Below are 24,669 nucleotides of genomic sequence, written 5' to 3' on the forward strand. Positions count from 1 at the left end.
AGGAGCTCCGATGCCACGTTCTTCCCCCCACTTCGACGACGTCACGCTGGGAGTCCTTCACGCAGCTGCCCGACGGGCCAACGCAGCACATCGCGAGTCCAACACGGCATTTCTCGACCAGTTCATTCGCGACGCCACTGGCGCAACGCATCGCCTGCACAGCGCACAAACCTACTTGCGCGTATTGGCGGGCGCGGGCATCGAGCGCTTGCCCAGTGCCGGCACGGTACAGCGGGCGATTACGCGGGCACGGCTCGGGGCGGGCGGCATTTCACCGGCAGGTGATGGGATGTCTCCCGGCATGCGTGCCGCAGAACAGCAGACGCTGGCGCAGCACGTCGCGCGTGTCATGGCGCTGCTTGGCCCGGACGGCACAGGACGCCCGGCGATCGATCCGCCTGCGGATGCCCCGTTCGACGCAATGGATGCCTACCGGCGATTACAGCGTCTGGAAGGAGAAAATCGTGCGTTGCGCGTGCGCGCAGAGGAACTCACCGCCATGCTGATGGCGGCGCGTGTGGCGTTAGCCGAAGCGCTCAGCCATCACGGGCATCGCGAGCGAGGGAAGGCGGGGAGTGGCGGGCGCATGTCCGATGCGCCCGGTGCCGAAACCCCGGGCGCAAGGGATAAGCCGGACAAGCCGGGCAGGTCGCCTTACGACTGACGTTATGACTGCCCCGGCGGCAGGTAGCACGTGCCGGTGAAGCGCGTGCCGTTCCACTGGATCTTGAGCGGCATGGCGGGCTCCTTGCACGAGAGCATTTGCAGCTCGCCGAACCGGTCGGCTTGCAGCGACGATTGCTGCCCCGGGTTCAGGCCGTACATGCCGGTGTAATGCTTCTCGCACTGCGCCGTATCGCTTTCGCCCTTCAGGCTGGTCACGCACCAGGCGGTGTTCACGATGTAGCCGCACTTGTTGACGATGCCGGTTTCGTAGTCGTACCAGCCGCCCCAGCCGGACGCGCCACGCTTGATGCGCACCTGCTCCATGCAGCCTTGGACGGGCTCGGTGGCTTTGCGACCGGCAAACGGATCGTTGGACGAGGTCTTCCCAGTTCCTGCCACCGCACTTCCGACGCTGCCATTGCCTGCCGACGCCATCGTCGGTATCGGTTGGGCCATCGGCATCGTGCCGCCGCCGGACGATCCCGTGCCTGAGACTGCTTGCAGTGCAGTGGCGGCGGCCTGATACTGCGCGGCGTTGCGTCCGCCGCCGCTGGCAACGCCTTGCGCGGCCGCGCCCAGCAGACCGGCGACGAACGAGAACACGCCGGGGCCGCTATCCGCCGATGCCGCCTTGGTGCGCACGCCGTTGGAGTACGTCGCGATGAGCGTGCCGTCCGCCTGGCTATCGGTACCCTCAACGATCTTGCTGTTGACGAACTGGCCTGCGCGGATCGAACCGTCCTGCGCGAAGACGATCACGCCGTTGCCGCTGAACTGGTTCTTCAGCCATCCGCCGCGATAGGTGTTTCCGTTGGTTTCCAACTGATAGCCTTCGCCGGTCATATCGCTGTCGATGAAGTCACCTTCGTAGCGTTTGCCGCTGGCCCAGACATAGACACCCTTGCCCGTGCGCTTGCCTGCGATGAAGTCGCCATCGTAGAAGTCGCCGTTCGGCCAGTAGTACTTGGCTTTGCCGGTGCGTCCGTCGGCGGCGAACGGTCCTTCGTAGCGGTCGCCGGACGCCCATGTGTAGACGCCGACACCCCCGCGTTTGCCATTGACCATGGTGCCTTCGAAGCGAGCCGAGAAGGCGCCGTTACGGCTCCATTCCTGGACCCCGGGGCCATCGGCGATACCACTCTTGTTGCACGGCCCGGTCCAGGTGGAAGTCCACTCCGGACGCTCTTCCGGCTTGGCGTCCGACCAGACCTTGCAGTGGTTTGGGCCGTCCGCCTGAATGAACGCGCCGTCCTCGGCTTGTGCATTGCCGACGATGGCAAATAGCCCGACTGCGCTTGCGGCAGCCAAGGCGAGTTTTGCGCGATAGGCTTGGTATGCGCGCTTGTGTACGTGTGCCATATTTTCCCCCTGCGTTTTGTGGTGCTGTTTTGACAGGAGGATAGTCGCGGGCGAGGGCTCGTTGCATCCACCATTTGGGGGATGCTTGATTTTTTATGGTGTACGCGCTTGAATCCGCTAATCCGATATTCCTGCGGGAACGACGACCGATATGGTGAATCGCTTGCTGCTGTTCGGCCTGCCTGCGCTGGCCCTCTGCCTAGCTTGTGCGGCCGGGGCGGCCGATGCGCCGGTGTCCGGCACTGCGGCTGACATCGATCAAACGCTCACCCGATGCCTTGCCGACCCTGAGAAGCAGTCGACTGGCGGGCAGGACGAGTGCATCGTTGACGCCACCCATGCTTGGGACGCCCGTCTGAATTCGACCTATCAATCGCTGCGCGATGCGTTGCCGGAAACAGCTCGCCCGGTGTTACTCGCAGCGCAGCGTGCATGGCTTGCGAGCCGGGACGCCGATCTGAAGCTCATCGCCGCCGTCTATGCCACCGTGCACGGCACGATGTACGCCCCGGCGAACGCCAATGACGTCATGCTGTTGACACAACGTCGGGCGCAGACCCTCGCTCGGTATCGTGACGAGGTTGCGTCGGCCGCGTCGGAGCGCTCACGCCCGGCGTCCGTGAAGGCGGCGGGTCATGCACAAACTACCGATGTCGAGCGCTGGGGCCGTCGAATGGCGCGGCGATTACCGTCGGCGTCGCGCGATATCGTGCGGACGTCTAACGAGAAGTGGCGCGACTTTACGTCTGCTGAGAAGGGATTGATTGCCGCCGTGTGCCCGTCGGACGGTAATCCGAAGGCGCAGACGTGCCGCAGTGCACAGGCGGCGAGAGAGACGACCGCCCGCGTGCAATGGCTTAAAGCGCTCGATGGGATGATCGGCGCGGACTGATCTGTCCGGACAATTCGAGCGTGGTGTTGTGCGTCACTTGCGTCGCACGCGCACCAGCAGCCACGCCATGACGCCGGTGACAACGACCGTCGCGACAACCGCCTTCCAGACCGACCGGGTGACCGCCCAGGTACCGACGGCAACCGCCGCAAACACTAGAATCGCCACCCATTCGAGCGCCTTGTCGAGCCCGTTGGGATCCCGGTACTGATGCTTCCCGACGGCGGGCGGGCGCTCTGCTGCCGCAGGACGCGCGCGTGGTGCACATGCCGGGAAGGCCTCCACCAGCGACAAGCTCGGCCACGGGTTCACCTCGGCGCGCGGATTGCCGGTGCCGGTCGAGCGCCAGACGGCATCGGTATCAGGGATACGCCGAAGGTCTTCGATTTCGTCTGCGAGTGCGGCCTGGATGTGTGTGCCGTGATCCAGTGCAGTGACCTGTTCCAGCTCGGTGGTCATCCACTCGGTGGCGTCGGTCACGTCGGGCAGGCCACCGGTACGTACGAGGATGAAGCCGCCGTACGCGGTGCCGAGGTAGTTGACGAAGGCGTCGAAGATCGACCGGTAACGTTCGCCCAGCAGCTCGATCACGTGGTCGCGACGACGGGCGGCACGTTCGAGCGCCAGCGTCTTTGTCGTCACCAGATAGGGGTACTTCGCATCCTTTTCCGCTTGTGTCGCGCCTTCCAGAAACTCTTCGATTTCTACGGCTTCGTCTTCCGGGTCGAACTCGTCGATGACGTAGACAAAGTGAATGTCTTCGACGGAAAAGAGCACCCGCCAGAACAGCGGGAGATAGGCGTTGGCTTCCAACGACGGGCCGTCGGCGGAGAAATACGTCTTCAATTCGCCCTTACGGCCCTCCGGCATGCGTGGCCACGGCGGACTCTCGAGAAACACAGGATGTGACATTTCTTGAGCCTTCTGCTGAATTGGTCGGTGCATCGGGAAGTGGCACGCCGAGCACTTCTGACCGAATCCAGCGAGCCGGGGAAATTCTGTCTGAAATGCCCGTGTTTGTCATCCATTTCAAGATCTGATGAATTTCCGTCATTCCGTGTCTCCCCGGGGCGCCGCAGACGACGTGTCTCGCGAGGCTCGTTCGTACCAATGCTTCGAACGATTGACGACACGAACGACGACAAGCATCAGCGGGACTTCGACCAGCACGCCGACGACGGTCGCCAATGCTGCCCCGGACCGCAACCCAAACACGCTGATGGCCGTTGCGACCGCCAATTCGAAGAAGTTGCTTGCTGCAATCAGGCTCGACGGGCCAGCCACACAATGCGCGACGCCGAGCTTGCGATTCAGCAGGTAGGCAAGTCCGGCGTTCAGCAGCACCTGAACCACGATAGGAATGGCGAGCAATCCGATTACGACAGGATTTGCGACGATCGTTTCTCCCTGGAAGGCGAACAAGAGGACGAGCGTCGCGAGCAATGCCGCCATGGAGAATGGCGCGGTGGCCGCCGCGACGGTATCGAGCGTCTTGCGACTGCGTCGGAGCATGGCGCGACGCAATCCCTGTGCGATCCCAACGGGAATCAGGATATAGGCAAACACTGACACCACGAGCGTCTCCCACGGTACCGTGATCGAGGACACGCCCAGCAGTAGCGCGACGATGGGCGCGAACGCGACAACCATGATGGCGTCGTTCAGCGCGACCTGCGACAGTGTGAAGTAGGCGTCGCCCCGGCACAGTTGCGACCACACGAAAACCATCGCGGTGCAAGGTGCAGCGGCAAGCAGGATCAGGCCTGCGATATAGCTGTCGAGCGATTCCGTCGGCAACCACGTCGCGAAGAGGTGACGGACGAACAACCCGCCGAGAAGCGCCATCGAGAATGGCTTGGCAAGCCAGTTGATCGCTACCGTGACGACGACACCGCGCCAGTGTTCTGACACACGGCCCAGCGCGCTGAAGTCGATTTTGAGCAGCATCGGAACAATCATCACCCAGATGAATGCGGCGACCACGAGGTTGACGTGAGCGAATTCGAGCTGAGCCACGATTTCGGCGAGCCCAGGTGCAGCGTGCCCGATAAGCACGCCCACCGTCATGCACAGGAGCACCCAGATCGACAGATATCGCTCGAAGGCACGCATCGGGGGCGGCGTCGCACCGTTGTCGCTGACACTGTGATGGGAGGTATCGGTCATCACTGTCCCTGGGCGCGCAGCCGTTTCGCCATTTCCTGGAGACGTTGTTGTGCGTCTGCCAATTCGAGTTTTTCCAGGGGAAGGTCGAGGAACAGCTCGATGCGCGTGCGGAGTTGCAGATACGTCTGAAGAAAGGCTTTGCGCACGTCCTCCGGCTCGCCCTGTGCTTGCGACGGATCGGGCACACCCCAGTGTGCTTTGGCTGGATGCCCGGGCCAGATCGGGCAGGTCTCGCCAGCCGCGTTGTCGCAGACGGTGAAGATGAAGTCGATGCGCGGTGCGTCCGGTTGTGCGAACTCGTCCCACGACTTGCTTCGCATCGACGATGTCTCGATGCCGCGCGACGACAGCAACTCCAGTGCATATGGGTTCGGTTGTCCGGATGGCTGGCTGCCCGCACTGTGGGCGACGAAGCGATTGCTACCGAGGTCGTTCAGAATGCCTTCGGCAAGAATCGAGCGGGCCGAGTTGTGCGTGCAAAGGAACAGCACGTGGCGCTTTGGGGTGTCTGCTTGTATCATTTGATCTAAAATTCCGGAAATATAGAAATAATGAATCCGCGATGAATGCGGATGACCTCAATGTCTGACGCTATGCAAACTGCTCTTAACGATACTGACGCCGTAAAAGCCCTTGCTGCATTGGCGCAAGGCAATCGCCTCGCCGTGTTCCGGCTCCTGGTCGTTGCCGGGCCGGACGGGTTGAGCGTCGGCAACATCGCCGAATCGCTGGGCCTTGCCAACGCCACGCTGTCCTTCCATTTGAAAGAACTCGCGAACGCCGGGCTGATTACTGCACGACAGGAAGGCCGGTATATCTACTATGCGGCGTCCATCGACAAGATGAATGCGCTGATCGGATTCCTGACCGAAAACTGCTGTGGCGGCGTACCGGGGCTGTGCGAGCCGGTGTCGCCGCGAAAATGCTGATGTGACGACGATGTGCGCAGCCTTACTTGGCGGTCGGTGAGGCGCGCGGGGCGATGCTGGACAAGTCTGTCACCGGATCGATCGGCGTTCCGGCTTCCACGCGCTCGCTGTAACGATCGACCAGATAATCGCGCTTGCCTCGCAGCAACAGCGTGAACTTCACCAGTTCCTCCATCACATCGACAACGCGGTCGTGGTAGGCCGACGGTTTCATGCGACCGTCCTCATCGAACTCCTGAAACGCTTTGGCCACTGACGACTGGTTCGGGATCGTGAACATCCGCATCCATCGGCCGAGTTGCCGCAACTGATTGACCGAATTGAACGACTGCGATCCACCGCTGACCTGCATCACGGCGAGCGTCCGGCCTTGCGTTGGACGGATGCCGCCCATCGATAGGGGAAGGTGATCGATCTGGTTCTTGATGACGGCGGAAATCGTACCGTGCCGCTCGGGGCTGCACCACACGTGGCCTTCGGACCAGAGCGACAGGTCACGGAGTTCTTTGACTTTGGGATGGGGTTCGCCAGTCGTCTCGTCGGGCATCGGCAGACCGCGCGGATCGAAGATGCGGACCTCCGCGCCCATCCGTGTGAGGAGTCGAGCCGCTTCCTCGGTGACAAGACGTGAGTAAGAGCGTTCGCGCAAGGAGCCGTACAACATCAGGATGCGAACCGGCGGGTCGGCGGGGAGGCCGAGCCTGGTCGCGATGGTTTCGTCGAGATACTCCGGCTTCAGAGCAGCGGTCGGTTGAGGCGGCACGATTGACATAAAGGGCGTTAGCGTTAAATTTGATGTTTCCAATAATATGGAAATATAGAATTCAATGCAAGAAGCCCATGGAGAAGGCAGGGGATTGTCGGTTGGGCGCTATCTGTTGCATATGCAATCGTCAAATGGCATCATTCCTTTCGAATGAATTGCAAATGCAATCGTGCGTGACGTTGAGGCCTGCACGGTGCATTTGCACCTCTTCGACAACTCGACGATTGGACTATCGCAATGACAATTCAGCTCTATGGATTCTGGCGTTCGAACGCTGCGTTTCGCGTGAAGGTTGCGCTCGCATTGAAGCAACTCCCGTATGAGGAGATCGAGGTCGACATTCTTGCGGGACGCCAATTCGACACCGATTACGCGCACGTCAACGCCGAGCGCGTGGTGCCGACGCTGGTTCACGACGGCCATCGCGTCTTCCAGTCGATGGCGATCATGGAGTATCTGGACGAGGTGTATCCCGAGCCGCGACTGATGCCGGACACGGCGCGTGAGCGCGCGTATGTCCGTGCGGTCGCGCAGGTCCACGTAGCGGATTCACATCCGTTTGTCGTGCCGCGCGTTCGCAAGCATCTGGTGCAGACGTACGGCGTGGGTACGGACGCCGTCGAGGCCTGGTGCGCGCATTGGGGACGGGAAGGGCTGGCGACCTACGAGCGGATGCTGATGACGCGCCCGGCCGAGCCATTCGTCGTCGGCACGACGCCCACGCTTGCGGACATCTGCATCGCCGGTCAGAAAATCATTGCCGATCTGTATCAGGTCGACATGGACGAATTTCCCCGGGTCGCTGAATTGACGCAGCGTTGCTTCGCGATGCCGGAATTTGCCGAAGCGCATCCGTTCCGGCAACCGGGGTATCGCGCGGTGGAGATTTAGGCTTCGGCGGCGGAGGCTGGCGCGTCGGTGGTGAAGAAACGGTCACGCATTTCTTCGAGTCCCAGCGACGCCAGCACGCTTTCCAGGCGCTCGGCAGGCCGACGACGCGGCAGATCTTTGTACTGGGCGACGATCAGTTCGTTCTTCATCGAGTGCTCCCAGCCGACCAGTTCGGTCACGTTGACCTGATAGCCGTGGGCTTCGAGCTGGAGGCAGCGCAGCACGTTGGTGACCTGACTGCCGAATTCGCGCGTGTGCAACGGGTGACGCCAGATTTCCGTCAACGGATTGCCCGCCAGTTGTTGACCTTTATGTTTGCGCAGGACGGCGGCGACTTCGGCCTGACAGCACGGCACGAGTACGATATGACGCGCTTGCTTGGCCAGCGCAAAGCGGATGGCGTCGTCCGTTGCGGTATTGCAGGCATGAAGTGCGGTGACGACGTCGACCGTCTCGGGCAACGCTGGCGAGGTGATCGAATCCGCGACGGACAGATTCAGGAACGACATGCCCGGGAAGCCGAGGCGTTGCGCCAGCGCCGTGGACGTCTTGACAAGTTCCTCGCGGGTTTCGATCCCGAAGATATGCGAGTCGTCCGCCAGTGCCTTGAAGAACAGATCGTAGAGGATGAAGCCCAGGTAGGACTTCCCGGCACCGTGATCGACGAGCGTCACGCGGCCGTTGTCGTTCTTGACTTCCTGGAGCAGCGGCTCGATGAACTGAAACAGGTGATAGACCTGCTTGAGCTTGCGTCGGCTGTCCTGATTCATCTTGCCGTCGCGCGTCAGGATGTGGAGTTCCTTGAGCAGCTCGATGGACTGGCCGGGACGGATTTCGTGGGTATTCGACATGGGAAACTGAATAAGCTGCGGGAGGCAACGCCGCCCGGAAACCGATAGTTTACCGAAAATGGGGGGAATGCTCCCGATGTCACCGAGTCAGTCGTCTCGCGTGAGCAGAAACTGATTCACGTCGATGCGCCGTTCGTCGAACGCCGCTTCGCAATATTTCAGGTACAGGCGCCACGTGCGGATGAACGATTCGTCGAATCCCTGCGCGAGGACGTCATCGATTCGGGACGAGAACGCCGCATGCCAAAGATTCAGTGTGCGGGCATAGTCGGGGCCGAACGCCAGTGTCTCGCGGGCATGCAAGCCGCTGCTTCGCGCTGAGGCGACGAAGCGCGGCACGCTCGGCGGCATACCGCCCGGGAAAATGAATTCCCGAATGAAGTCGCTGGAGTCGCGATAGGCTTCGAACGCCTCGTCCGCAATCGTGATGGTCTGGATCAACGCCCGGCCAGAAGGGCGAAGGTGTTGCGCCAGTAAGTTGAAGAACGGCGTCCAGTAGGCCTGCCCGACCGCCTCGAACATCTCGATGGACACCACGGCATCGAACTGTCCTCGAACGTCACGGTAGTCGGTGAGCGAGACGGTTGCCGCGTGCGCCAGACCGGCGTCGGCGATCCGGCGGCGCGCGAGCGTCAACTGCTCCTGCGACAGCGTGACGCCGTGGACCGAAATGCCTTGCCGCGCTGCGTGCAAGGCAAATCCGCCCCAGCCGCACCCGATCTCCAGTACTTCGTCCCCAGGGCGCAGTCCGAGCGTATCGATAATGCGTTGGTACTTGGCGCATTGCGCGTCGGACAGCGAGCGTTGCGCGTCGCCCTCGAACAGCGCACTCGAATAGGTCCAGGTCGGGTCCAGCCACAGGCCGTAGAACCGGTTGCCCAGATCGTAATGCGCATGGACGTTGCGGCGGCTGCCTGAGCGCGAATTCCGGCGCATCGCGTGCCGCAGGTGAAACCAGATCCGACTCAATCGCGATCCGACGATCGGTCTTTCAATCGACGACCGATTACGTAGCGCCAGGCGCAGCAGTGCGGCGATGTCCGGCGTATCGACCCATCCCGCGATATAGGCTTCGGCAAAGCCGATATCGCCTGCGCGCAGGATCTGACGACAGGCGCGCCAGTCGTGGATCTGAAGCGTGGCGCCGGGCGAGTCGCTGGATATGCCGAAAACTTGTACCGCGCCGTCGGGGGTCACGAGCGTCAGATGGCCCGTGCGAAGACGCTGCAACAGGGCACAGAATACGCGGGCACCCAGCGGGACTGCCGCCTGAGGGGAAAGAAGGCGAAGCAGGGTCATGATCTGATTTCCTGATCGGATGGCAACTTTCCGTGGAACGGCACCCCTTTGCGCCATAGCTGTAGTGCCTGCCAATGAATTCGAATAACGACGCTCAGGGCGTTGAGCGGCGCGCCGAGCAAGGCTTTGAGCACTGCCACGCCGGTCAGCGGCTCGGCATGCATGCCGATGGCGGTTTGCAAAAGCCGCTTGCCGTCCACGTAGTAATCGATACCGACCGACCACACCCGCCCGTGTCGGTTGACGCGAAACGCATACTGCCCTTCGACCTTGCAGAACGGGGAGACGTGAAATTCCTTGCGACATTGGAGCGCGACATCGCCTCGAATGGGGACGGCACCTGGTGCGCACAACAAGTAGCCGTGATGCTGGCCGAACGTATTGTTCACTTCCGCGTAGATCGCGCGCAGGTCCCCCGCGCGATCGTGGCAATACCAGAAGCTCACCGGGTTGAACGCGTAACCTGCGATGCGTGGAATGGTTTGCAACCAGATGACGCCGTCGGCAGGAATCGCGGCTTCGGTGAGACGCGCACGCATCCAGATGTCCAGCGAACGGCCGTCCCTCGGCCCGTAGTCGGCCGACTTCAAGCTCAGGAGGCGACGTCGGTCCACGGCGAACCACCAACGCACCAGCGTGTTCATCTGCGCAACGTCACAAGCGATCTGAAACAAGGGGTACGTGAACCGATGTGCGACGGGGGCAAGACGTTCGTGCATGACACGCCCCTTGAGCAGCCAGACGGACGGGGCGTCCTTCGGATCGGTCGGTGCGGTCGGGCTGGTGGGGTTCATAGGGAGGCCCATGACGGCAGAACGTCAAAATCCCGGGCGATACGCAGCGCGGATTTGAGGCCATCCTCGTGAAACCCATAGCCAGTCCATGCCCCGGCGAACCAGGTGCGTCGGCGGCCCTGCAACGCGGGAAGGAGCGACTGTGCGTCCACTGCGGCGAGATCGAGTAGCGGATGCTCGTAGGCATAACGGCCGAGCACCGTAGACGGAGCGGGCTCCCTTACCGGGTTGAGCGTCACGATGACCGGCGTGCTGAATGGCAAGGCCTGGAGCTGATTGATCAGGTAGCTCACGCAAACCGGGGGAGCGTCGGCGGTCGTGCGGCTCGCGTGGCTCACATAGTTCCATGCCGACCACACGCGTCGGCTTCGGGGGAGCAGCGTCGGGTCGGTGTGGAGCACGGCAATGTTGGGCTGATAGCGCACGCCGCCAAGCACGCAGCGTTCAGTGGGATCGGCGTCCGCAAGCAAATGAAGACTCGTCGGCGTATGGCTGGCCATCACCACTGCGTCGAAGCGTTCGGTCTGTGCGTCGCCAAAACGGATCGTCACGCCATTGCTGTCGCGCGCCACTTGCCTCACCGGCGTTCGGAGTCGAACGTCCTCCAGCGTGGCGGCAATCCGCCTGACGTACTCGCGGCCACCACCGGCGACCGTGCGCCACTGCGGTCGATCCCGGATTTGCAGCAGTGCGTGATTCAGACAGAACCGCAGGAACGTGACCGCCGGAAATCGCAGAATATCGGTCGCGCGGCTTGACCAGATAGCCGCCGCCATGGGCAACAGGTAGTGCTGCTGGAACGGCTGGCCATAACCATGCGCGAGCAGCAGCTCGCCGACGGACTGTCGGTCGCGCGACGCGCTCTCGAGATGGCGTTGCGCCGCAGCATTGAAGCGCATGATGTCACGCAGCATGCCGAGAAAACTCGGCGAACAGAGATTCCTGCGTTGCGCGAAGACGGTATTCAAATTGGTCCCCGCCCACTCGAGCGCGCCGCTGCCGATGGAGACGGAGAACGACATGTCACTGGCGATGGACCGCACGCCAAGCTCGTCGAAGAGTGCGATGAGGTTCGGATAAGTGCGCTCGTTGAACACGAGAAAGCCCGTGTCGACGGGCGCGCGCATGCCGTCGAGCTCGACATCGACGGTATTGGTGTGGCCACCCGCGTGTTCGCCCGCCTCGAATACCGTCACCCGATGCTTGCGCGCAAGCAGATAGGCGCTCGCCAGCCCCGAGATCCCTGCGCCGATCACCGCAATTCGTTGCCCAGGAGGCAAAACCGTCGTTGGACTCATGGCACGATCTCCGTCAGTCAGATCCTTCCGATGGGGCAAAGCCGGGCTTCCCGAGCTGTTCCGGCAACTGAGGCACGCGCTGAAAGCGCGATGTGTCATAGCCCATGGCCGACAAGCGCATCAGTAGCGAGCGATACGTCGCGTCGTCCATCGTTGGGGTACGCGAAAATATCCAGCCCAGCGATTTGTCCGGATAGCCGAGTAGCGTGTAGCGGTAATCCGGGTCCACGTACAAAGTGAGTTGCGAGACATAAATCGGCCAAAAGAGCCGCACCCGCCAATGGCCGCCGCCGCTGCCGGGCACAACGCTGTCGACAAATTGGTAGTGGCGCTCGGGTTGGTCGAACCCGCCTTTGCGACCGTAGAAGTGATCGTCGATGCGTCCGTCTTCGCGTAGCGCCCATTCCGCCCGGCTTGCGACGAAATCGCGCTCGGCGAAATAGGGAATATTGGCAATGACATACCAACGGCCCATATAGCGTGGCAAATCGACCGCTGCGACCTTGAGCGGCACGTCGGCGAGCGGATTCGGGTTGGGTTGAGAGCCGGAGCAACCGGCCAGCGTCGCGAAAGCGAGCACCGCGCTTGCGGCCGAATGTCGAATCACGGCGTGCCTCCGATGGTCTCTCTGCGCTTATCGAACAGGTAATGGCCCACGCCCCATGCTTGGCCCCGGGCATAGCCGAACAGCTCCGCGACGGCCATGTAGAACATGCGCCAGCGCTGAAATTGCAGACGAGCCTGTGCCCCGTAGGCCGCTTCCAGCAGCGGCATTGTCTCCGGCCGGGAGGCATCGAGCGCGTTGCCCCAGTCGTTGGCCGTGCGTGCGTAGTGCCGCCCATCGACCCACCACCGGTCGGTCAGGCGCAGGTCGTCCTGAAAGTGCAGCAGCAGATCGGCGCTCGGCATGGTGCCGCCAGTGAAGAAATGCCGCGACATCCAGTCGGAGCCGTCTCGATCCTGGAAGTGATAGGCCAGATAGCGATGCGCGAAGATGTGCACGAACAACATTCCTCGATCATCGAGCCAGTGCGCGATCTTCTGCATCAGCGCGCCGTAATTCTTCATGTGCTCGAACATCTCGATGGAGAGGACGCGGTCGAAACAGGCAGGGACGTCGTCGGAAAAGTCGAAGTCGGCGACGTTGCCCGTCACGATCCGAAGGTTGCGCAGCCCTCGTTTTTCGGCCGTCGCTTCGATGAACCGCCGTTGACCATGGGAATTGGAAAGCCCAACGATCTGTGCGTTGGGGTAACGTGTGGCCAGCCACAGCGCGAGCGATCCCCATCCGCAGCCGAGATCGAGGATGCGCTGTCCGTCGGCAAGCCGTGCGCGCTCGGCATAACGCGTCAACATCCCTTGTTCGGCCTGTGCCAGCGTTGTCTCCTCGTGCTCGTAGTAGCAGCAGGAGTACTTCATGGCAGGCCCCAGATGGGCTTGGAAAAACTCGCTCGGCACCTCGTAGTGCTGTGCGTTAGCGTCTTGAGACGCAATGGCAATGGGACTCGCGCGCAGTTCTGTCACGAGCTCGGCCAGCGCCGACACGCCGCGTTCGACGTCGGACGCGTGCTCCTGCCTGAGCCGCTGACGTATCAATCGGCGCATTCCGGCGCGCAACATCGCGTCGGGCACCACACCCAGTTCACAAAGCCGGATCAATCCCGATGCTTCTGTGGCACCGGCGCTGAGCGAAGGCGGCCGCGTAAGAGAGACAGTCATAGCGTCGAACTCCGTGCTTGCGAATGTTTGTCATGTCAGATCACATCTGGCGAGGTGCTTTCGGCGGCCAGGGGAACAGTGAACTGGTGGTCTTCATGTACTCCCGGTAGGCCGGGCGGGTGGCCATCAGGTGCGCCTCCAGCAGCGGGATGCCCGACACCTTGAGCAGCAGCCATGCCATGAGCAACGGGGGAAAGAGGGTCGCCCATCCCCACGGCATCGAGATGGAGAGCGCGGTGTAGCTGCACCAGTGCAGGCATTCGAAGAAATAATTGGGGTGACGCGAGTACCGCCACCAGCCCGCGCGACAGACCTGTTCCCGATGTGCAGGATCGGATACGAAGCTGCGCAACTGGTGATCAGCAGTCGTCTCTCCTGCGATCGCACTCGCCCAGACCAGCGCCGCGACGCCCACATTCAGTGGCGAGGCGGGCTGTGCACTGAATGCCGGTACAAAGAACGCGACCGCGAGCAACATCGCAATCACGCCCTGGAGCTGGAAGAACCAGAACATGTTGCGGTCGGCCGCCGCCCCCCATCGGTCGCGGAAGGCCCGGTAGCGTGCGTCTTCCGGTTTGCCCCAATTTCGACGCCACAGATGCATGGCAAGGCGCGCGCCCCAGACACCACCGGCCACACCGACGAAAATCCGGTTGAGGGCATCCCCCGTGCCCTGAAGCGCCACGAAAATGGCCACTGCGGCCAGTGCGGCGGCCCATATGGGGTCGACCATGCCAGCGTTTTTCGTCCGTTTCTGTAATACCCAGGCCAAAGCGAAGGCGATGATCAGTCCGCACAGGGCCATCACGGCAGTCGTTAGCATCGGTGACATGTCCGGCAGGTGAGTGTCGTTGCGATGTATACGAGGATGGGGCGTCGCCGGATGCACATTTGACGCGTTTTTTTGAATTCGGCGGTCTTCGCGCCGTGTGACCGGCATTGGCACCGGGGCGACCAGCGCTCATGGCCGACGGCTGCGGTGACAGCCCATTGGGCTTGTGGCGGCGGATGAGGGATAATGGGCACCGTTCGAGGGCGGATCACTGCGCAAAATGATCGCCCTCGCACTGACGTGTTAACTCAGAGATTTCCTATGCGTGACATCATTGACGGCTTTCTGCGTTTCCAGCGGGAAGCCTTTCCTCAGCGCGTCGAGCTTTTCAAGCGGCTCGCCACGAGTCAGAACCCCAAAGCCCTCTTTGTTACCTGTTCGGATAGCCGTGTCGTTCCCGAGTTGCTCACGCAGCGCGAGCCCGGCGAGCTATTCGTCATTCGCAATGCCGGAAATATCGTTCCGTCATACGGACCGGAGCCGGGAGGGGTTTCCGCCACGGTCGAGTACGCGGTGTCGGTGCTGGGAGTGCAGGACATCGTGATCTGCGGCCACTCGGACTGCGGCGCGATGGGCGCGATTTCGCGCTGCACCTGCCTCGACCATATGCCCGCAGTGGCCAACTGGCTGCGTCACGCCGACGCCGCTAAGGCAATCAATGCAGCGCATTCCTACGACACGCCTGGCGCGAAGCTGGACGGGCTGGTCAGAGAGAATGTGATCGCGCAGTTGGCGAACATTCGCACGCATCCGTCGGTAGCCCTTGCGCTTGAGCAGGGCCGGATGAACCTGCACGGATGGGTGTATGACATCGAAACCGGCGGCATCGACGCGCTTGACGGTGAGACCCGCAAGTTCGTCCCGCTGGCTGACTCGCCGAATACGGTGGCCGTCGCCTCTCGCATTCGATAACGAGAGACGTTGCGCAGCGTGTCGCAACGCCGCGCAACCTCCCGTGGGGGCGAATTGGCGCGAGTCGATGGCCTCTGCGTCAGATCTGGGCAACGAGACGCGTCAGTTGGCTCGTTCGCGTGACGCCCACTTTCTGTTGGATGGTCTTTATTTGCGAGCGCACCGTGTTGATCGACACGTCTCTTGCGGCGGCACACTCTTCGGGTGTCATCCCGTCGCAACACAGCAGGACGGCCAGCTCCGACTCTGCGGGCGTAAGCTGAAAGTACACGCGCAGCCGTTCCTGACGTGCACGGGGCTGACCGAGTTCCGCCGCCGTCATCATCGTCAAGGGCCCTCGACCGGCGCCGCTCAATTGCGATCGCTCCGGCACGGGGAGTAGCGCGAGCGGTAGCAGCATCCCGTTCGTCCTGCGCAAAAGTACGCCTCCCAGATTGCGTGCCGACTGCCACTCTGTCCCTGTTGAACATCCCGGAATAGCCAGACGTCCCTTGGAGAACCTCAGGGCAGATTCTTGCTGCGCGAAAGCAGTACCTGCAGGGTTCATCCAGACCAGCGTTCGCTCCCCGTCGAACAGCCAGATCGGGAAGGTCAACGCCTGTAGGCTGGCTTCAGCGACATCGGCTCGGGCCGCTAGCTCACCGAGCCGGTGGTGCACACGTAGGGCACGACTGATATGCGGGTAAAGCGCAGCGATCTGGCGACGTGACTCGTCGGTGACACCACCAGCGCCGGGGGCGCCGACGAGACTCAGAAATGCCTTCGTTTGCTGATCGCCGGTGGCGAGCAGCGCGGAAATACTGCCCAACTCGTGGGCGCACATGTAGTCCTGATAGAACTCGCTTCGGCTTCGCTCACGTTCGGTTGTGAATTCGGTGTCGATTGCCCACTGCCCGGGTTGCCAGGTCGGCAGTCGCGAGAGCATGGGGTCGGTGCTTTGGTATTGCGTGGCGTATGCGCTTTGAGCTTCCAGGGCCCAGCGATCATCGTCGCCCGCAGAGGCACTGACGATCGTCTGTTGATGCGCCCCTACGTGTGCCAGAAGCGAAACCAGGCGTGTCCCGGTCATGCGTCGCAGCCGCTGTAGCGCGGCGTCCCAGCTCTGGTCGCCCAGTGCAGCGGCATAGAGATCGTCGATCAGGGGGGCGAATTCGCCACTGTTGGCAGAAATCGTCATGACACGCTCCGGAAATCGCTGCACTCGACGTTCGCGTTGGCGCGACGTCGTTCGATTTTTTGGGGGGCTGTGCCGGATTATCACCAATTTCTTCCCGCATCACCAGATTTGGGGATGATCGCCGTCGCGGAGCTTGGTCGAATACGTGTCACCCAGGACCGTCGGCGGGCGACCAGGTCCGGGGAGACCTTTGGACGGGAGAAAACAATGAAAATCACTTTAGGTGTCGTGCTCGCGTTTCTGGCGCTGACATGTCTTAGTACTCACGCATCGGCTGGGCCGTGTGAGCAGGAGTCCAGACAGGCCTGGGGATATCCGGGTAATTTGAGCGCCGAGGATCCGAAAAAGCTACTGGCAGAAGCCGACCAGGAATTGAAAAGACACACCGATCCGGACGAGATCGCTTACTTCCAGTGCGTCAAGCGCTACTCAGAGGAAGCGTTGGGGGTGAATCGGGCGGCCGGTACGTCAAAAGCGAATCCTGCGACCAAGGCGGCGCGCGACTTTGGCGATGGGACGCATTGCATCGCGTTGAGCGCAGCGAACGATACCGGGGTCAGCTTCTGGGAAAATCATTGCGGATTCCCGGTCATGATCGCGTGGGCAGACACGAAATGCCGAACCGGTTTTGCCTGCGGATCGACGTCGGCGATTCAGCCCGGCGGGAAGGAGGCGGCAATCGTTGCGGGGCGCTATGTCGCAGCCGCCTGTGAGTATCCGGGGCTCGTCAGAGCGCCAGACGGCGGTCGTTGGAAACCCATGAACGCGCGTGGGCGACATAGCTGCAAGTAGCGCAATTCTTCACTTCGACGGAATTCACCCTATACTCGCGCCATCGACGCATCGGGGGATAGCGTCGAGACAGAACGCAATCGGAACCGTAGCGGAAGGCGCGACATCCCTCAGCGGCCGGGATGTCGGCGCGTTATCGCGTTCCTATCATTGCATCGAAGAGTTTAAACATGCCCTCACAGCATGCTGCCGCCTCGCAACATTCTCCCGGTGATCGGGCTTCGCCGTCCATCCACGTCGCGATCGTCGAGGACGACCCAGGTCTTCTTGACATGTTGAGCCGGGCAATCCGCGCGGCGCCAGACATGCATCTGAGTGGGACCGCCGCCAGCTTGGCCGAAGCCATGACGCTGCTCGAAGGCCCCCCCGCAGACGTGTTTCTCGTTGACCTCGGTTTACCTGATGGATCGGGTATCGATGTGATCCACGCCACCACCCGACGCTGGGTCAACTGCAACATCATGGTCAGCACCACCTTTACCGACGTAACGCACGTGATGCACTCCATCGAAGCGGGTGCCACGGGTTATCTGCTCAAGGACAGTTCGCCTGAGCGAATCGTCGATGAAATCCGCAGTCTCGCCAGTGGCGGGAGCCCGATAAGTCCGATCATCGCCCGGCAGATTCTCGCGCGCCTGCGGCCAGGTGGCGCGAGTGAAAGCGTCAGCATCGACACCCCCCGGAACGAAGTACCAGACGCGGGTGACTCACCGTTGCTGTCGGTTCGCGAGAAGGAGGTGTTGGACCTGATCACAAAGGGCTTCACGACACCGGAAATCGCCAACCTGATGCAGTTGTCGCCTTTCACGGTACGGACTTTCGTACGGCGCATCTACGGCAAGCTAAAGGTCAAGTCCAAGGCGGAGGCGATCTATGAGGCCAGGATGCTGGGATTGTCGGAAAGGTGAGCCAGTGACTCGTTATCGAGCGCGTTTTGTCGCCATTGCGGTATTGGCGTTTTCGGCCGCGTTGCTGATCGTCGCCGCTGTCTGGCACCTCGGGTCGGATCGCCCCCATCCGAGCGGTTCGAGCGGTGACGCGGTCCGTCTTACACAGGCTGAGTGGCAAAGCACGGACGCGCCGGATTTCACCGCGCCGCCCGCGACATTCGACTTCTATACGCTGCCGGACAACGCGTGGCGCAGCGCGACACTCCCCACCGCTTTGCCTTCGGACTCGTCGCTTGCTTCGCCGTTGGTCAAGGATATCCGAACGACATGGGTCAGACTGTCCGTGCCTGAATTGCGCAGCGCGCAAGGTCCGCTGGCGCTGTACATCAGCCGCATCAAGACCGACGGGACGATCGCGGTATACGTCAATGGCAAGCTGGTCCATCGGGCGCAACAGGATGGCCCGCTCTGGAATAGCCTGTTCATGCCGTTGTGGATCACGCTCGCGCACGACCCCGGCGCCGCCGTCGACGTGCCGGTCAGGGAGGTTCTCGTCCGCATCGAGCATACGTCCGGGAATCCGGTGGCCGTCGCCTCGGTATGGGCTGGGACTGAGGAGGCTTTGCGCGGGCGTTATTACCTGCGCACGTGGTTGCAACGTGAGCTTCCGGCGATGCTCAGCGCGTCGTTTCTGGCCGTGGGTATATTTGCGCTGTTCGTGTGGACGAAGCGTCGCCATGAAACGGGCTATCTACTCTTCTTCAGCCTTGCGATCACCTCCTTTGTCGGGCATCTGCATTACTACGTGAGCCTGCCGATAACCAGCGACTGGTTCGCGTGGCTCACGATCAATGCCATCTTCTGGCTGATCCTCGTCGTGCATTTCTTTCTGTGCCAGATGCACGGCCGCCCCCTCAAAGTACTGACCTGGGCCATCACAGGCGTCACGCTTCTGATCACCGTGCTCACGCTGCCCGTCGTCGCGGTATTACCGGTGCTCCCCAGTACGCCCGTCATCATTCCGCTGATTTACGCGATTTCCGCGATCATGGCGACGGTGGTCTGCCTGGTGGGTATCGTCAGTGCGTGGCGCCGGTCACGCGAAGCGCGTCTGGTCGCGGCGTGCGTTGGCATCTGCACGTTGCTGGGCGTCGTCGACTGGATGATGCACAACAACGTTCTGAGTCCGGAGGGATGGTTTCTCGGTGCCTACATGAATGCCGTGACGTTCTGCGCGTTCGGTCTGCTGATGGTTCGACGTTACGTCAACGCGATCAGCGAAGTCGAGCAGATGAACGCGAATCTTGCGCAGCGCCTGGAAGCGCGCGAAGCCGAGCTTGAAGTCAGTCACCGTTTGCTACGCGAGGCAGCGTTGCGGCAAACCATCAGCGACGAGCGACGACGCCTGATGCAGGATATGCACGATGGACTGGGTTCGTCGCTGATCAGTGCGATTCGCGCCGTCGAGCGCGGCGGCGAGCGCGACATCGATGTATCGCACATTCTCAAAAGCTGCCTCGACGACCTCAAGCTGACCATCGACTCGATGGAGCCCGTGGAGGCGGATCTGCTGTTGTTGCTGGCGACGCTGCGTTTTCGTCTGGAACCTCGACTGGAAGGCACCGGGGTCGCGTTGCTATGGGAAGTCAAGGAGGTCCCGGCGCTTGTCTGGCTCGATCCCAGCAGTGCGCTCCATATCCTGCGCATCGTGCAGGAAAGCATCGCGAACGTGCTTCACCACACCCGCGCTAACGCTATTCGGGTGAGTACGGCAGTGGACGATAACAACGTGCAGGTCAGTATCGAAGACAACGGCGAGGGGTTCGACGTCGAGCGGGTGCTGCGCTCGACTGTCGGACGCGGCCTGCACAACCTGCAGCGCCGCGCGCGTACGCTCGACGGCGCAGTGGCCTGGCACTCCGGACCCGGTGGCACGCGCTTCACACTTACGCTTCCGCTGCGCCGCGCGTAAGTTCAGAACCGCCAGGACACTTTGAGCGAGGCAGATTGGTTGACGAAGCCGCTGCGCGCCTGCACGTCGTAGCGCAGCGCAATGTTGGTGCCTCCAGCGGTGCGATAGTCATAGCCAAGGCCTGCGGTCATCAGCCAGGGGGAGTGGGTCAGACCTGTAGTGAGGAAACTCTGCCCGGGCACGCCAGCATAGGCAGCGACGATGTTGCCCGGGTCGTTGATCGTGTCGTACCCCACGCCCAGGTGGGCGTTGATCTTGCCGTAGCTCCCCAGATCCTTGACCAGGCGGCCATCGACGCCGAACACCAGCGCCTGCACGGTATTGGCATTGACGTTCAGGTTTAGGGCGTCCGCGCCGCTCTCGGTATAGGACTGACTCTGCAGCCGGGTGTAGTCGACCCGGACTTCAGGAATGAACGTCATGTCAGACGGCAAGGGCAGGGGCCTGGACACGCCTGTGCCTACGTGCGCGCTCCAGGTGTCGTAGCTCCCGTTGGCGGTGCGATTAAGGCTGGAAATACTTATCGCGCGCTGGCTGCTGCTGTGGTTCCAGCCGGTATCGACCTGAAATCCGAGGTCAAACCCATGCACCTGCCGACTACCGTAGAGCGCAAGCACATTGGAATTGACCGTCGCGTCGCTGCTTGTCCCTGATAGCGCATTATTTCCGCTTACCCGAGTGTTCGCATAGGCATAGGCCAGCCCCAGGCGCGTTGTATCCCATTCGGTCTCCGCGCCGAGGGCCATTCCCCAGGTGTTGGCCGAGAATCCGGCGGTGCCGTTCTCATCGTTTTGCCAGGCGTGTGAGCCGAAGGGCTTGATCCAGACTCGCTTGTCGGCCCTAGCATCGCCGGTCGAGAGGCCCGTTCCGCCTGCGGCCGTCCGATCCGAGACGATGCGGTTGAACGAGGACAGGGTGTTCATGAGGGCCTGAGAGCCGGTGCTCATCGGTAGTGTCTGGGCCGCAGCGCGGGCCACGTCCCGTTGGTCAGACAACTTTCCCAATGCGGTGACGACATTGACCATGTCTCCGGTGGGCGTGGTTTGCAGTTGCGCGTCGAGTGTCTGCGCTGCGCCCCGGGCTTGCCGCAGGCCGTAGGCATTGACGGCATCGTAGACCGCAGTCGGACTGGCGTTCACGACAGCCAGATTGACGGTATTGCCGCTGAGTAGCGCTTTGAAATTGAACAGTGCCGAGTTGGCGGTCACGTTGAAAGTCGAAGCGGAAAGGGTGCCTGCACTGATCACCCCGGTGAAGAACTGGCCGACGGCAACGGTTTTAAGGTTGGCGACGTTCACGACGAGATTGGCCCCGGCGTTGAAGGTGGCGGTGCCATTGACCTTGAGCTTGCCGACGTCTGAGGTGCTTGCCGCGTTGATGTTCAGCGTCTGGTTGCTGTTTTGCGTATAACTATCCAGCGTCAGGGTGCCACCCGAGAGGGTGGTATCGCCAGACCAGCCGTTTCCGCCCGCAATTGTCAGCGTGCCGGGGCCTTGCTTGGTCAGGGAGCCCACGCCGTTCACGGCGTTGGAAAGCGTCAAGTCGGCATCGGTCTGGAAAGTGCCGCCAGAACCCAGCGTCACGGGATTGGTAAGCGTAACCGCGGCCGTATTCTGCAACGTGCTGCCGTAGAGTGTGACCTGCCCGGTGCCAAGGTTGTTGGCGGCCGAGATCGCTACCGTGCCGCCTGTGATGGTAGTCCCGCCGCTGTATGTGTTCGCGCCAGCGAGCGTCAGCGTGCCGGAGCCTTGCTTGGTCAGGGAACCCGCGCCGTTCACGGCGCCGGAAAGCGTCAAGTCGGCGTCGGTCTGGAAAGTGCTGCCAGAACCCAGCGTCACGGGATTGGCCAGCGTAACCGCGGCCGTATTCCGCAAAGTGCTGCCGTCGAGTGTGACCTGCCCAGTGCCAAGGTTGTTGGCGGCCGAGATCGCTACCGTGCCGCCTGTGATGGTAGTCCCGCCGCTGTATGTGTTCGCGCCAGCGAGCGTCAGCGTGCCGGAGCCTTGCTTGGTCAGGGAACCCGCGCCGTTCACGGCGCCGGAAAGCGTCAAGTCGGCATCGGTCTGGAAAGTGCCGCCAGAACCCAGCGTCACGGGATTGGCCAGCGTAACCGCGGCCATATTCTGCACGGTGCTGCCGTAGAGGGTGATCTGCCCGGTGCCAAGGTTATTGGCGGCCGAGATCGCTACCGTGCCGCCCGTGATGGTAGTCCCGCCGCTGTAAGTGTTCGCGCCGGCGAGCGTGAGCGTGCCGGTACCCGTCTTGATCAGCCCGCCTGTGCCCCCCATCGCGGCGCTGACGCCGACAGTGAAGCCTTGCGTATCGATGGTCGCGCCACCGCTGGCGATAGAGACGTCGCCTGCGGAGAAGTTTTGCAGGAAGTTGGCCTGATTTCCCGTCGGGCGCAGGACGCCGCCGTCGATGGTGAATGCCGCGGAACCGGGACCTTTCTGTACGTAGCCGGTTTGCAGCACGCCACCGGTCTTGAGATTGAGGGATCCGGCAGCGGTGGTGGCGTTTCCCAAAACCACATCGGCAGCGCTCACGTTACCGGCATTCGAAATGTTCAGGATGCCGGTTGACGTGTCGCCAACATGGAGTTCATTGCCGTTCGTCGTCCAGGACGACCCTGAGCCGTCGACAGTTACCGTGCCGGTGCCGCCGGAAGCGCCAATATAGCCTTTCCCACCGGAGACCAGGCCGCCATTCGTGATTTGCAGAATGCCGGTGGATCCGCCGCCAACCACGACATCTCCGTTCGGCGTCGACGTCGACATCGATGATCCTGCGCCATCGACCGTCACGGTGCCGTTGCCGCCAGTCCCGATAGAAATTGCCCCGTTGGAGACGGTGCCGCCGTTTGTGACATTCAGAATGCCGGTGGATGAATTGCCTACGATGAGACTACCGGCCGTCGTCAACGATGATCCTGTCCCGTCGACTGTCACGGTGCCATTGCCGCCGGCGCCGATGGAGACAACGCCACTGGAGACGGCACCGCCACGCGTGATGTTCAGGATGCCGGTGCCTCCATTGCCAACAGATATGAAAGCGGTGTTCACCCAGGAGGATCCCGTGCCATCGACTATCACGGTGCCCGGGGGCGGCCGGATCGGTTCCAATCTGGCCCGCGCCGCTGTAGACAGTGCCACCGCCAGTGATGCTCAGACTACCGGAGGAAGTTGAGCCAACAAAGAGATAGCGGCTGTTCGTCAAGGAGGATCCTGCACCGTCGACCGTCACAGTGCCTGGGCTGGAATTTCCGATGTAGCCATCCTTGTCGGAGACAGCGCCACCATTCGTGATGTTCAGGGTGCCGGAGTCAGCGTAGCCAACATAGAGACTGTTGTTGCTTGTCGTCCAGGAGGATGCCGTGCCATCAACGGTCACCGTGCCGGCACCGTTCAATCCGATATAGCCAGTTCCACTGGAGACCGATCCGCCATTCTGGATGTTCAGGATGGCGGCGGATGTCTGGCCAACCAGGAGGTTCGTGTTGTTCGTCGTCCAGGTGGACCCTGTGCCGTCGACCGTCACCGTGCTGATGCCGGTGCCCGCTGGGTTGAGTCCGATAACGCCCGACCCGCTGGAGACATGACCGCCATTCGTGATGTTCAGGATGCCTTGGGCGTTCTGGCCAACATGAAGTTCGCCACCGGACGTCGACCAGGATGATCCGGCACCATCGACCGTTACAGTGCCGGGGCCGTTTGCATAGGCGCCGATATTGGCATTTCCACTGGTGACAGAGCCGCCATTCGTAATGTTCAGGGTGCCGTTGCCGTTAGCGCCAACAAAGAGAGAACTGCTATTTGTCCAGGTTGACCCTGCGCCGTCCACGGTCGCGATACCGGTGCCAAGATATCCGATGAAGCCGAAATAGCTGGTGACAGAGCCGCCATTCCTGATAGTGAGGGCGCCGTTGGCAGACTGACCGACTTCGATGTAACTACTGGGCAATCCCCACGATGCGCCAATACCATCGACAGTGACTGAGCCGGGGCCAGCCGATCCGATCCAGTCGTTTTGAACGTCCCCTGTGATGGTGACCGACTGCGCCCAGGCGGGTAGGGCAATACCCAACGGGAGCAGGGCGCTAAGCAGGACGTGGGCCCGGCGGGCAGCTTTGCCGCTTCGGCCGCTCTTGCCCCCCGAGGCACGAGCGAGTTCCGAGACCGCTTGCCAGATCCCCTGACTGGCATTCCAGACGACACGGTATGCGTGGTTCATTGTTCTATGGCCTTGATCGGCTTCTCGTGACTTATCTGTTCAGAACTGCACGGCGAGTCACCAGACCGTCGGTGTGCTGGCCGCAGTGGGCCAAATTGTAGGGATCCGGGCCTCGGTTGGCTGTAGCGCAAATGTGCTACATCAAGCGTTGCAAGCGCGTGCTGGTAGCACTTGAATGGTCTGGGCTTGCCATGGCTTTCAATACCGCTATGGCATACTCATGCAAGTCTGCAG

22 protein-coding genes and 1 pseudogene are annotated in these 24,669 nt (G+C 61.9%); 8 read left to right on the plus strand and 15 right to left on the minus strand.

The features are described 5' to 3' along the window. The first annotated feature begins 10 nt into the window (after positions 1 to 10). Positions 11 to 664, plus strand: coding sequence for a hypothetical protein (locus tag ACIQWO_RS04630; protein ID WP_402819758.1), 654 nt, complete (start codon positions 11 to 13; stop codon positions 662 to 664). Positions 665 to 666: 2 nt separating this feature from the next. On the opposite strand, the gene ACIQWO_RS04635 is transcribed toward ACIQWO_RS04630, so the two are convergent. Beyond that, on the minus strand, positions 667 to 2,025 hold the full coding sequence (locus tag ACIQWO_RS04635) for an MORN repeat-containing protein (protein WP_402819761.1): 1,359 nt from the start codon (positions 2,023 to 2,025) through the stop codon (positions 667 to 669). Positions 2,026 to 2,176: 151 nt separating this feature from the next. On the opposite strand from ACIQWO_RS04635, the gene ACIQWO_RS04640 reads away from it, so the two are divergent. Next, positions 2,177 to 2,917, plus strand: coding sequence for a lysozyme inhibitor LprI family protein (locus ACIQWO_RS04640; RefSeq protein WP_402819764.1), 741 nt, complete (start codon positions 2,177 to 2,179; stop codon positions 2,915 to 2,917). 33 nt (positions 2,918 to 2,950) lie between these two features. Here ACIQWO_RS04640 and ACIQWO_RS04645 read toward each other — a convergent pair whose 3' ends face one another. The 3 genes from ACIQWO_RS04645 to ACIQWO_RS04655 all read right to left on the minus strand — a co-directional run bounded on the left by ACIQWO_RS04645 (position 2,951) and on the right by ACIQWO_RS04655 (position 5,604). Then, entirely contained in the window at positions 2,951 to 3,829 is an 879-nt protein-coding gene (locus ACIQWO_RS04645; protein ID WP_402819766.1) for a hypothetical protein, read from the minus strand. A gap of 138 nt (positions 3,830 to 3,967) precedes the next feature. Further along, positions 3,968 to 5,083, minus strand: a complete 1,116-nt coding sequence (gene arsB, locus ACIQWO_RS04650; protein ID WP_402819769.1) for an ACR3 family arsenite efflux transporter — start codon at positions 5,081 to 5,083, stop codon at positions 3,968 to 3,970. Beyond that, on the minus strand, positions 5,083 to 5,604 hold the full coding sequence (locus ACIQWO_RS04655) for an arsenate reductase ArsC (protein ID WP_402819772.1): 522 nt from the start codon (positions 5,602 to 5,604) through the stop codon (positions 5,083 to 5,085). Before ACIQWO_RS04655 ends, arsB begins: the two co-directional genes overlap by 1 nt. 60 nt (positions 5,605 to 5,664) lie before the next feature. Here ACIQWO_RS04655 and ACIQWO_RS04660 point away from each other — a divergent pair, with 60 nt between their 5' ends. Beyond that, a complete protein-coding gene (locus ACIQWO_RS04660; protein WP_402819775.1) occupies positions 5,665 to 6,012 on the plus strand; it encodes an ArsR/SmtB family transcription factor in 348 nt (115 codons plus the stop codon). 22 nt (positions 6,013 to 6,034) lie between these two features. Here ACIQWO_RS04660 and arsH read toward each other — a convergent pair whose 3' ends face one another. Then, on the minus strand, positions 6,035 to 6,784 hold the full coding sequence (arsH, locus tag ACIQWO_RS04665; RefSeq protein ID WP_402819778.1) for an arsenical resistance protein ArsH: 750 nt from the start codon (positions 6,782 to 6,784) through the stop codon (positions 6,035 to 6,037). Between the two features lie 231 nt (positions 6,785 to 7,015). Between arsH and maiA the strand changes: the two genes are divergently transcribed. Beyond that, the gene (gene maiA / locus ACIQWO_RS04670) at positions 7,016 to 7,669 is read left to right on the plus strand and encodes a maleylacetoacetate isomerase (RefSeq protein WP_402819781.1); all 654 of its coding nucleotides are present in this window, start codon (positions 7,016 to 7,018) and stop codon (positions 7,667 to 7,669) included. Here maiA and ACIQWO_RS04675 read toward each other — a convergent pair. The 7 genes from ACIQWO_RS04675 to ACIQWO_RS04705 all read right to left on the minus strand — a co-directional run bounded on the left by ACIQWO_RS04675 (position 7,666) and on the right by ACIQWO_RS04705 (position 14,453). Then, on the minus strand, positions 7,666 to 8,520 hold the full coding sequence (locus tag ACIQWO_RS04675) for a class I SAM-dependent methyltransferase (protein ID WP_402819783.1): 855 nt from the start codon (positions 8,518 to 8,520) through the stop codon (positions 7,666 to 7,668). The genes maiA and ACIQWO_RS04675 overlap by 4 nt on opposite strands. An 87-nt stretch (positions 8,521 to 8,607) precedes the next feature. Then, a complete protein-coding gene (locus tag ACIQWO_RS04680; protein WP_402819787.1) occupies positions 8,608 to 9,819 on the minus strand; it encodes a class I SAM-dependent methyltransferase in 1,212 nt (403 codons plus the stop codon). After that, the gene (locus ACIQWO_RS04685) at positions 9,816 to 10,625 is read right to left on the minus strand and encodes a DUF1365 domain-containing protein (protein WP_402819790.1); all 810 of its coding nucleotides are present in this window, start codon (positions 10,623 to 10,625) and stop codon (positions 9,816 to 9,818) included. Before ACIQWO_RS04685 ends, ACIQWO_RS04680 begins: the two co-directional genes overlap by 4 nt. After that, entirely contained in the window at positions 10,610 to 11,911 is a 1,302-nt protein-coding gene (locus ACIQWO_RS04690) for an NAD(P)/FAD-dependent oxidoreductase (protein WP_402819793.1), read from the minus strand. Before ACIQWO_RS04690 ends, ACIQWO_RS04685 begins: the two co-directional genes overlap by 16 nt. Before the next feature lie 13 nt (positions 11,912 to 11,924). After that, positions 11,925 to 12,518, minus strand: a complete 594-nt coding sequence (locus tag ACIQWO_RS04695; RefSeq protein WP_402819796.1) for a lipocalin family protein — start codon at positions 12,516 to 12,518, stop codon at positions 11,925 to 11,927. Further along, positions 12,515 to 13,630, minus strand: a complete 1,116-nt coding sequence (locus ACIQWO_RS04700; protein WP_402819799.1) for an SAM-dependent methyltransferase — start codon at positions 13,628 to 13,630, stop codon at positions 12,515 to 12,517. Before ACIQWO_RS04700 ends, ACIQWO_RS04695 begins: the two co-directional genes overlap by 4 nt. A gap of 40 nt (positions 13,631 to 13,670) precedes the next feature. Continuing rightward, positions 13,671 to 14,453: a DUF1295 domain-containing protein gene (locus ACIQWO_RS04705; RefSeq protein ID WP_402819802.1), complete on the minus strand. Its 783-nt coding sequence runs from the start codon at positions 14,451 to 14,453 to the stop codon at positions 13,671 to 13,673. 270 nt (positions 14,454 to 14,723) lie between these two features. Here ACIQWO_RS04705 and ACIQWO_RS04710 point away from each other — a divergent pair, with 270 nt between their 5' ends. Further along, positions 14,724 to 15,374, plus strand: coding sequence for a carbonic anhydrase (locus ACIQWO_RS04710; protein ID WP_150574052.1), 651 nt, complete (start codon positions 14,724 to 14,726; stop codon positions 15,372 to 15,374). Positions 15,375 to 15,453: 79 nt separating this feature from the next. On the opposite strand, the gene ACIQWO_RS04715 is transcribed toward ACIQWO_RS04710, so the two are convergent. Continuing rightward, a complete protein-coding gene (locus tag ACIQWO_RS04715; RefSeq protein WP_402819806.1) occupies positions 15,454 to 16,551 on the minus strand; it encodes a helix-turn-helix transcriptional regulator in 1,098 nt (365 codons plus the stop codon). Positions 16,552 to 16,758: 207 nt separating this feature from the next. Here ACIQWO_RS04715 and ACIQWO_RS04720 point away from each other — a divergent pair, with 207 nt between their 5' ends. The 3 genes from ACIQWO_RS04720 to ACIQWO_RS04730 all read left to right on the plus strand — a co-directional run bounded on the left by ACIQWO_RS04720 (position 16,759) and on the right by ACIQWO_RS04730 (position 20,205). Beyond that, positions 16,759 to 17,343: a hypothetical protein gene (locus ACIQWO_RS04720; RefSeq protein ID WP_402819809.1), complete on the plus strand. Its 585-nt coding sequence runs from the start codon at positions 16,759 to 16,761 to the stop codon at positions 17,341 to 17,343. A gap of 170 nt (positions 17,344 to 17,513) precedes the next feature. Further along, positions 17,514 to 18,251, plus strand: a complete 738-nt coding sequence (locus ACIQWO_RS04725; protein WP_402819812.1) for a response regulator — start codon at positions 17,514 to 17,516, stop codon at positions 18,249 to 18,251. Further along, the gene (locus tag ACIQWO_RS04730; RefSeq protein WP_402819815.1) at positions 18,217 to 20,205 is read left to right on the plus strand and encodes an ATP-binding protein; all 1,989 of its coding nucleotides are present in this window, start codon (positions 18,217 to 18,219) and stop codon (positions 20,203 to 20,205) included. The genes ACIQWO_RS04725 and ACIQWO_RS04730 overlap by 35 nt, the downstream gene beginning before the upstream one ends. A 2-nt stretch (positions 20,206 to 20,207) precedes the next feature. Here ACIQWO_RS04730 and ACIQWO_RS04735 read toward each other — a convergent pair whose 3' ends face one another. Together ACIQWO_RS04735 and ACIQWO_RS04740 are read right to left on the minus strand one after the other, a co-directional pair. After that, entirely contained in the window at positions 20,208 to 23,267 is a 3,060-nt protein-coding gene (locus tag ACIQWO_RS04735) for an autotransporter domain-containing protein (protein ID WP_402819818.1), read from the minus strand. Positions 23,268 to 23,352: 85 nt separating this feature from the next. Then, a pseudogene (locus tag ACIQWO_RS04740) lies at positions 23,353 to 24,435 on the minus strand (ESPR-type extended signal peptide-containing protein); the annotation flags it as partial. Positions 24,436 to 24,669: the final 234 nt, after the last annotated feature.

Source organism: Pandoraea sp. NPDC090278 (assembly GCF_044772185.1).
Classification (GTDB): domain Bacteria; phylum Pseudomonadota; class Gammaproteobacteria; order Burkholderiales; family Burkholderiaceae; genus Pandoraea.

Bases quoted from the DNA above. Each gene is read 5' to 3' on its own strand.
- ACIQWO_RS04630 (WP_402819758.1), top strand. From the start codon at position 11: ATGCCACGTTCTTCCCCCCACTTCGACGACGTCACGCTGGGAGTCCTT.
- ACIQWO_RS04635 (WP_402819761.1), bottom strand. From the start codon at position 2,025: ATGGCACACGTACACAAGCGCGCATACCAAGCCTATCGCGCAAAACTC.
- ACIQWO_RS04640 (WP_402819764.1), top strand. From the start codon at position 2,177: ATGGTGAATCGCTTGCTGCTGTTCGGCCTGCCTGCGCTGGCCCTCTGC.
- ACIQWO_RS04645 (WP_402819766.1), bottom strand. From the start codon at position 3,829: ATGTCACATCCTGTGTTTCTCGAGAGTCCGCCGTGGCCACGCATGCCG.
- arsB (WP_402819769.1), bottom strand. From the start codon at position 5,083: ATGACCGATACCTCCCATCACAGTGTCAGCGACAACGGTGCGACGCCG.
- ACIQWO_RS04655 (WP_402819772.1), bottom strand. From the start codon at position 5,604: ATGATACAAGCAGACACCCCAAAGCGCCACGTGCTGTTCCTTTGCACG.
- ACIQWO_RS04660 (WP_402819775.1), top strand. From the start codon at position 5,665: ATGTCTGACGCTATGCAAACTGCTCTTAACGATACTGACGCCGTAAAA.
- arsH (WP_402819778.1), bottom strand. From the start codon at position 6,784: ATGTCAATCGTGCCGCCTCAACCGACCGCTGCTCTGAAGCCGGAGTAT.
- maiA (WP_402819781.1), top strand. From the start codon at position 7,016: ATGACAATTCAGCTCTATGGATTCTGGCGTTCGAACGCTGCGTTTCGC.
- ACIQWO_RS04675 (WP_402819783.1), bottom strand. From the start codon at position 8,520: ATGTCGAATACCCACGAAATCCGTCCCGGCCAGTCCATCGAGCTGCTC.
- ACIQWO_RS04680 (WP_402819787.1), bottom strand. From the start codon at position 9,819: ATGACCCTGCTTCGCCTTCTTTCCCCTCAGGCGGCAGTCCCGCTGGGT.
- ACIQWO_RS04685 (WP_402819790.1), bottom strand. From the start codon at position 10,625: ATGGGCCTCCCTATGAACCCCACCAGCCCGACCGCACCGACCGATCCG.
- ACIQWO_RS04690 (WP_402819793.1), bottom strand. From the start codon at position 11,911: ATGAGTCCAACGACGGTTTTGCCTCCTGGGCAACGAATTGCGGTGATC.
- ACIQWO_RS04700 (WP_402819799.1), bottom strand. From the start codon at position 13,630: ATGACTGTCTCTCTTACGCGGCCGCCTTCGCTCAGCGCCGGTGCCACA.
- ACIQWO_RS04705 (WP_402819802.1), bottom strand. From the start codon at position 14,453: ATGCTAACGACTGCCGTGATGGCCCTGTGCGGACTGATCATCGCCTTC.
- ACIQWO_RS04710 (WP_150574052.1), top strand. From the start codon at position 14,724: ATGCGTGACATCATTGACGGCTTTCTGCGTTTCCAGCGGGAAGCCTTT.
- ACIQWO_RS04715 (WP_402819806.1), bottom strand. From the start codon at position 16,551: ATGACGATTTCTGCCAACAGTGGCGAATTCGCCCCCCTGATCGACGAT.
- ACIQWO_RS04720 (WP_402819809.1), top strand. From the start codon at position 16,759: ATGAAAATCACTTTAGGTGTCGTGCTCGCGTTTCTGGCGCTGACATGT.
- ACIQWO_RS04725 (WP_402819812.1), top strand. From the start codon at position 17,514: ATGCCCTCACAGCATGCTGCCGCCTCGCAACATTCTCCCGGTGATCGG.
- ACIQWO_RS04730 (WP_402819815.1), top strand. From the start codon at position 18,217: ATGAGGCCAGGATGCTGGGATTGTCGGAAAGGTGAGCCAGTGACTCGT.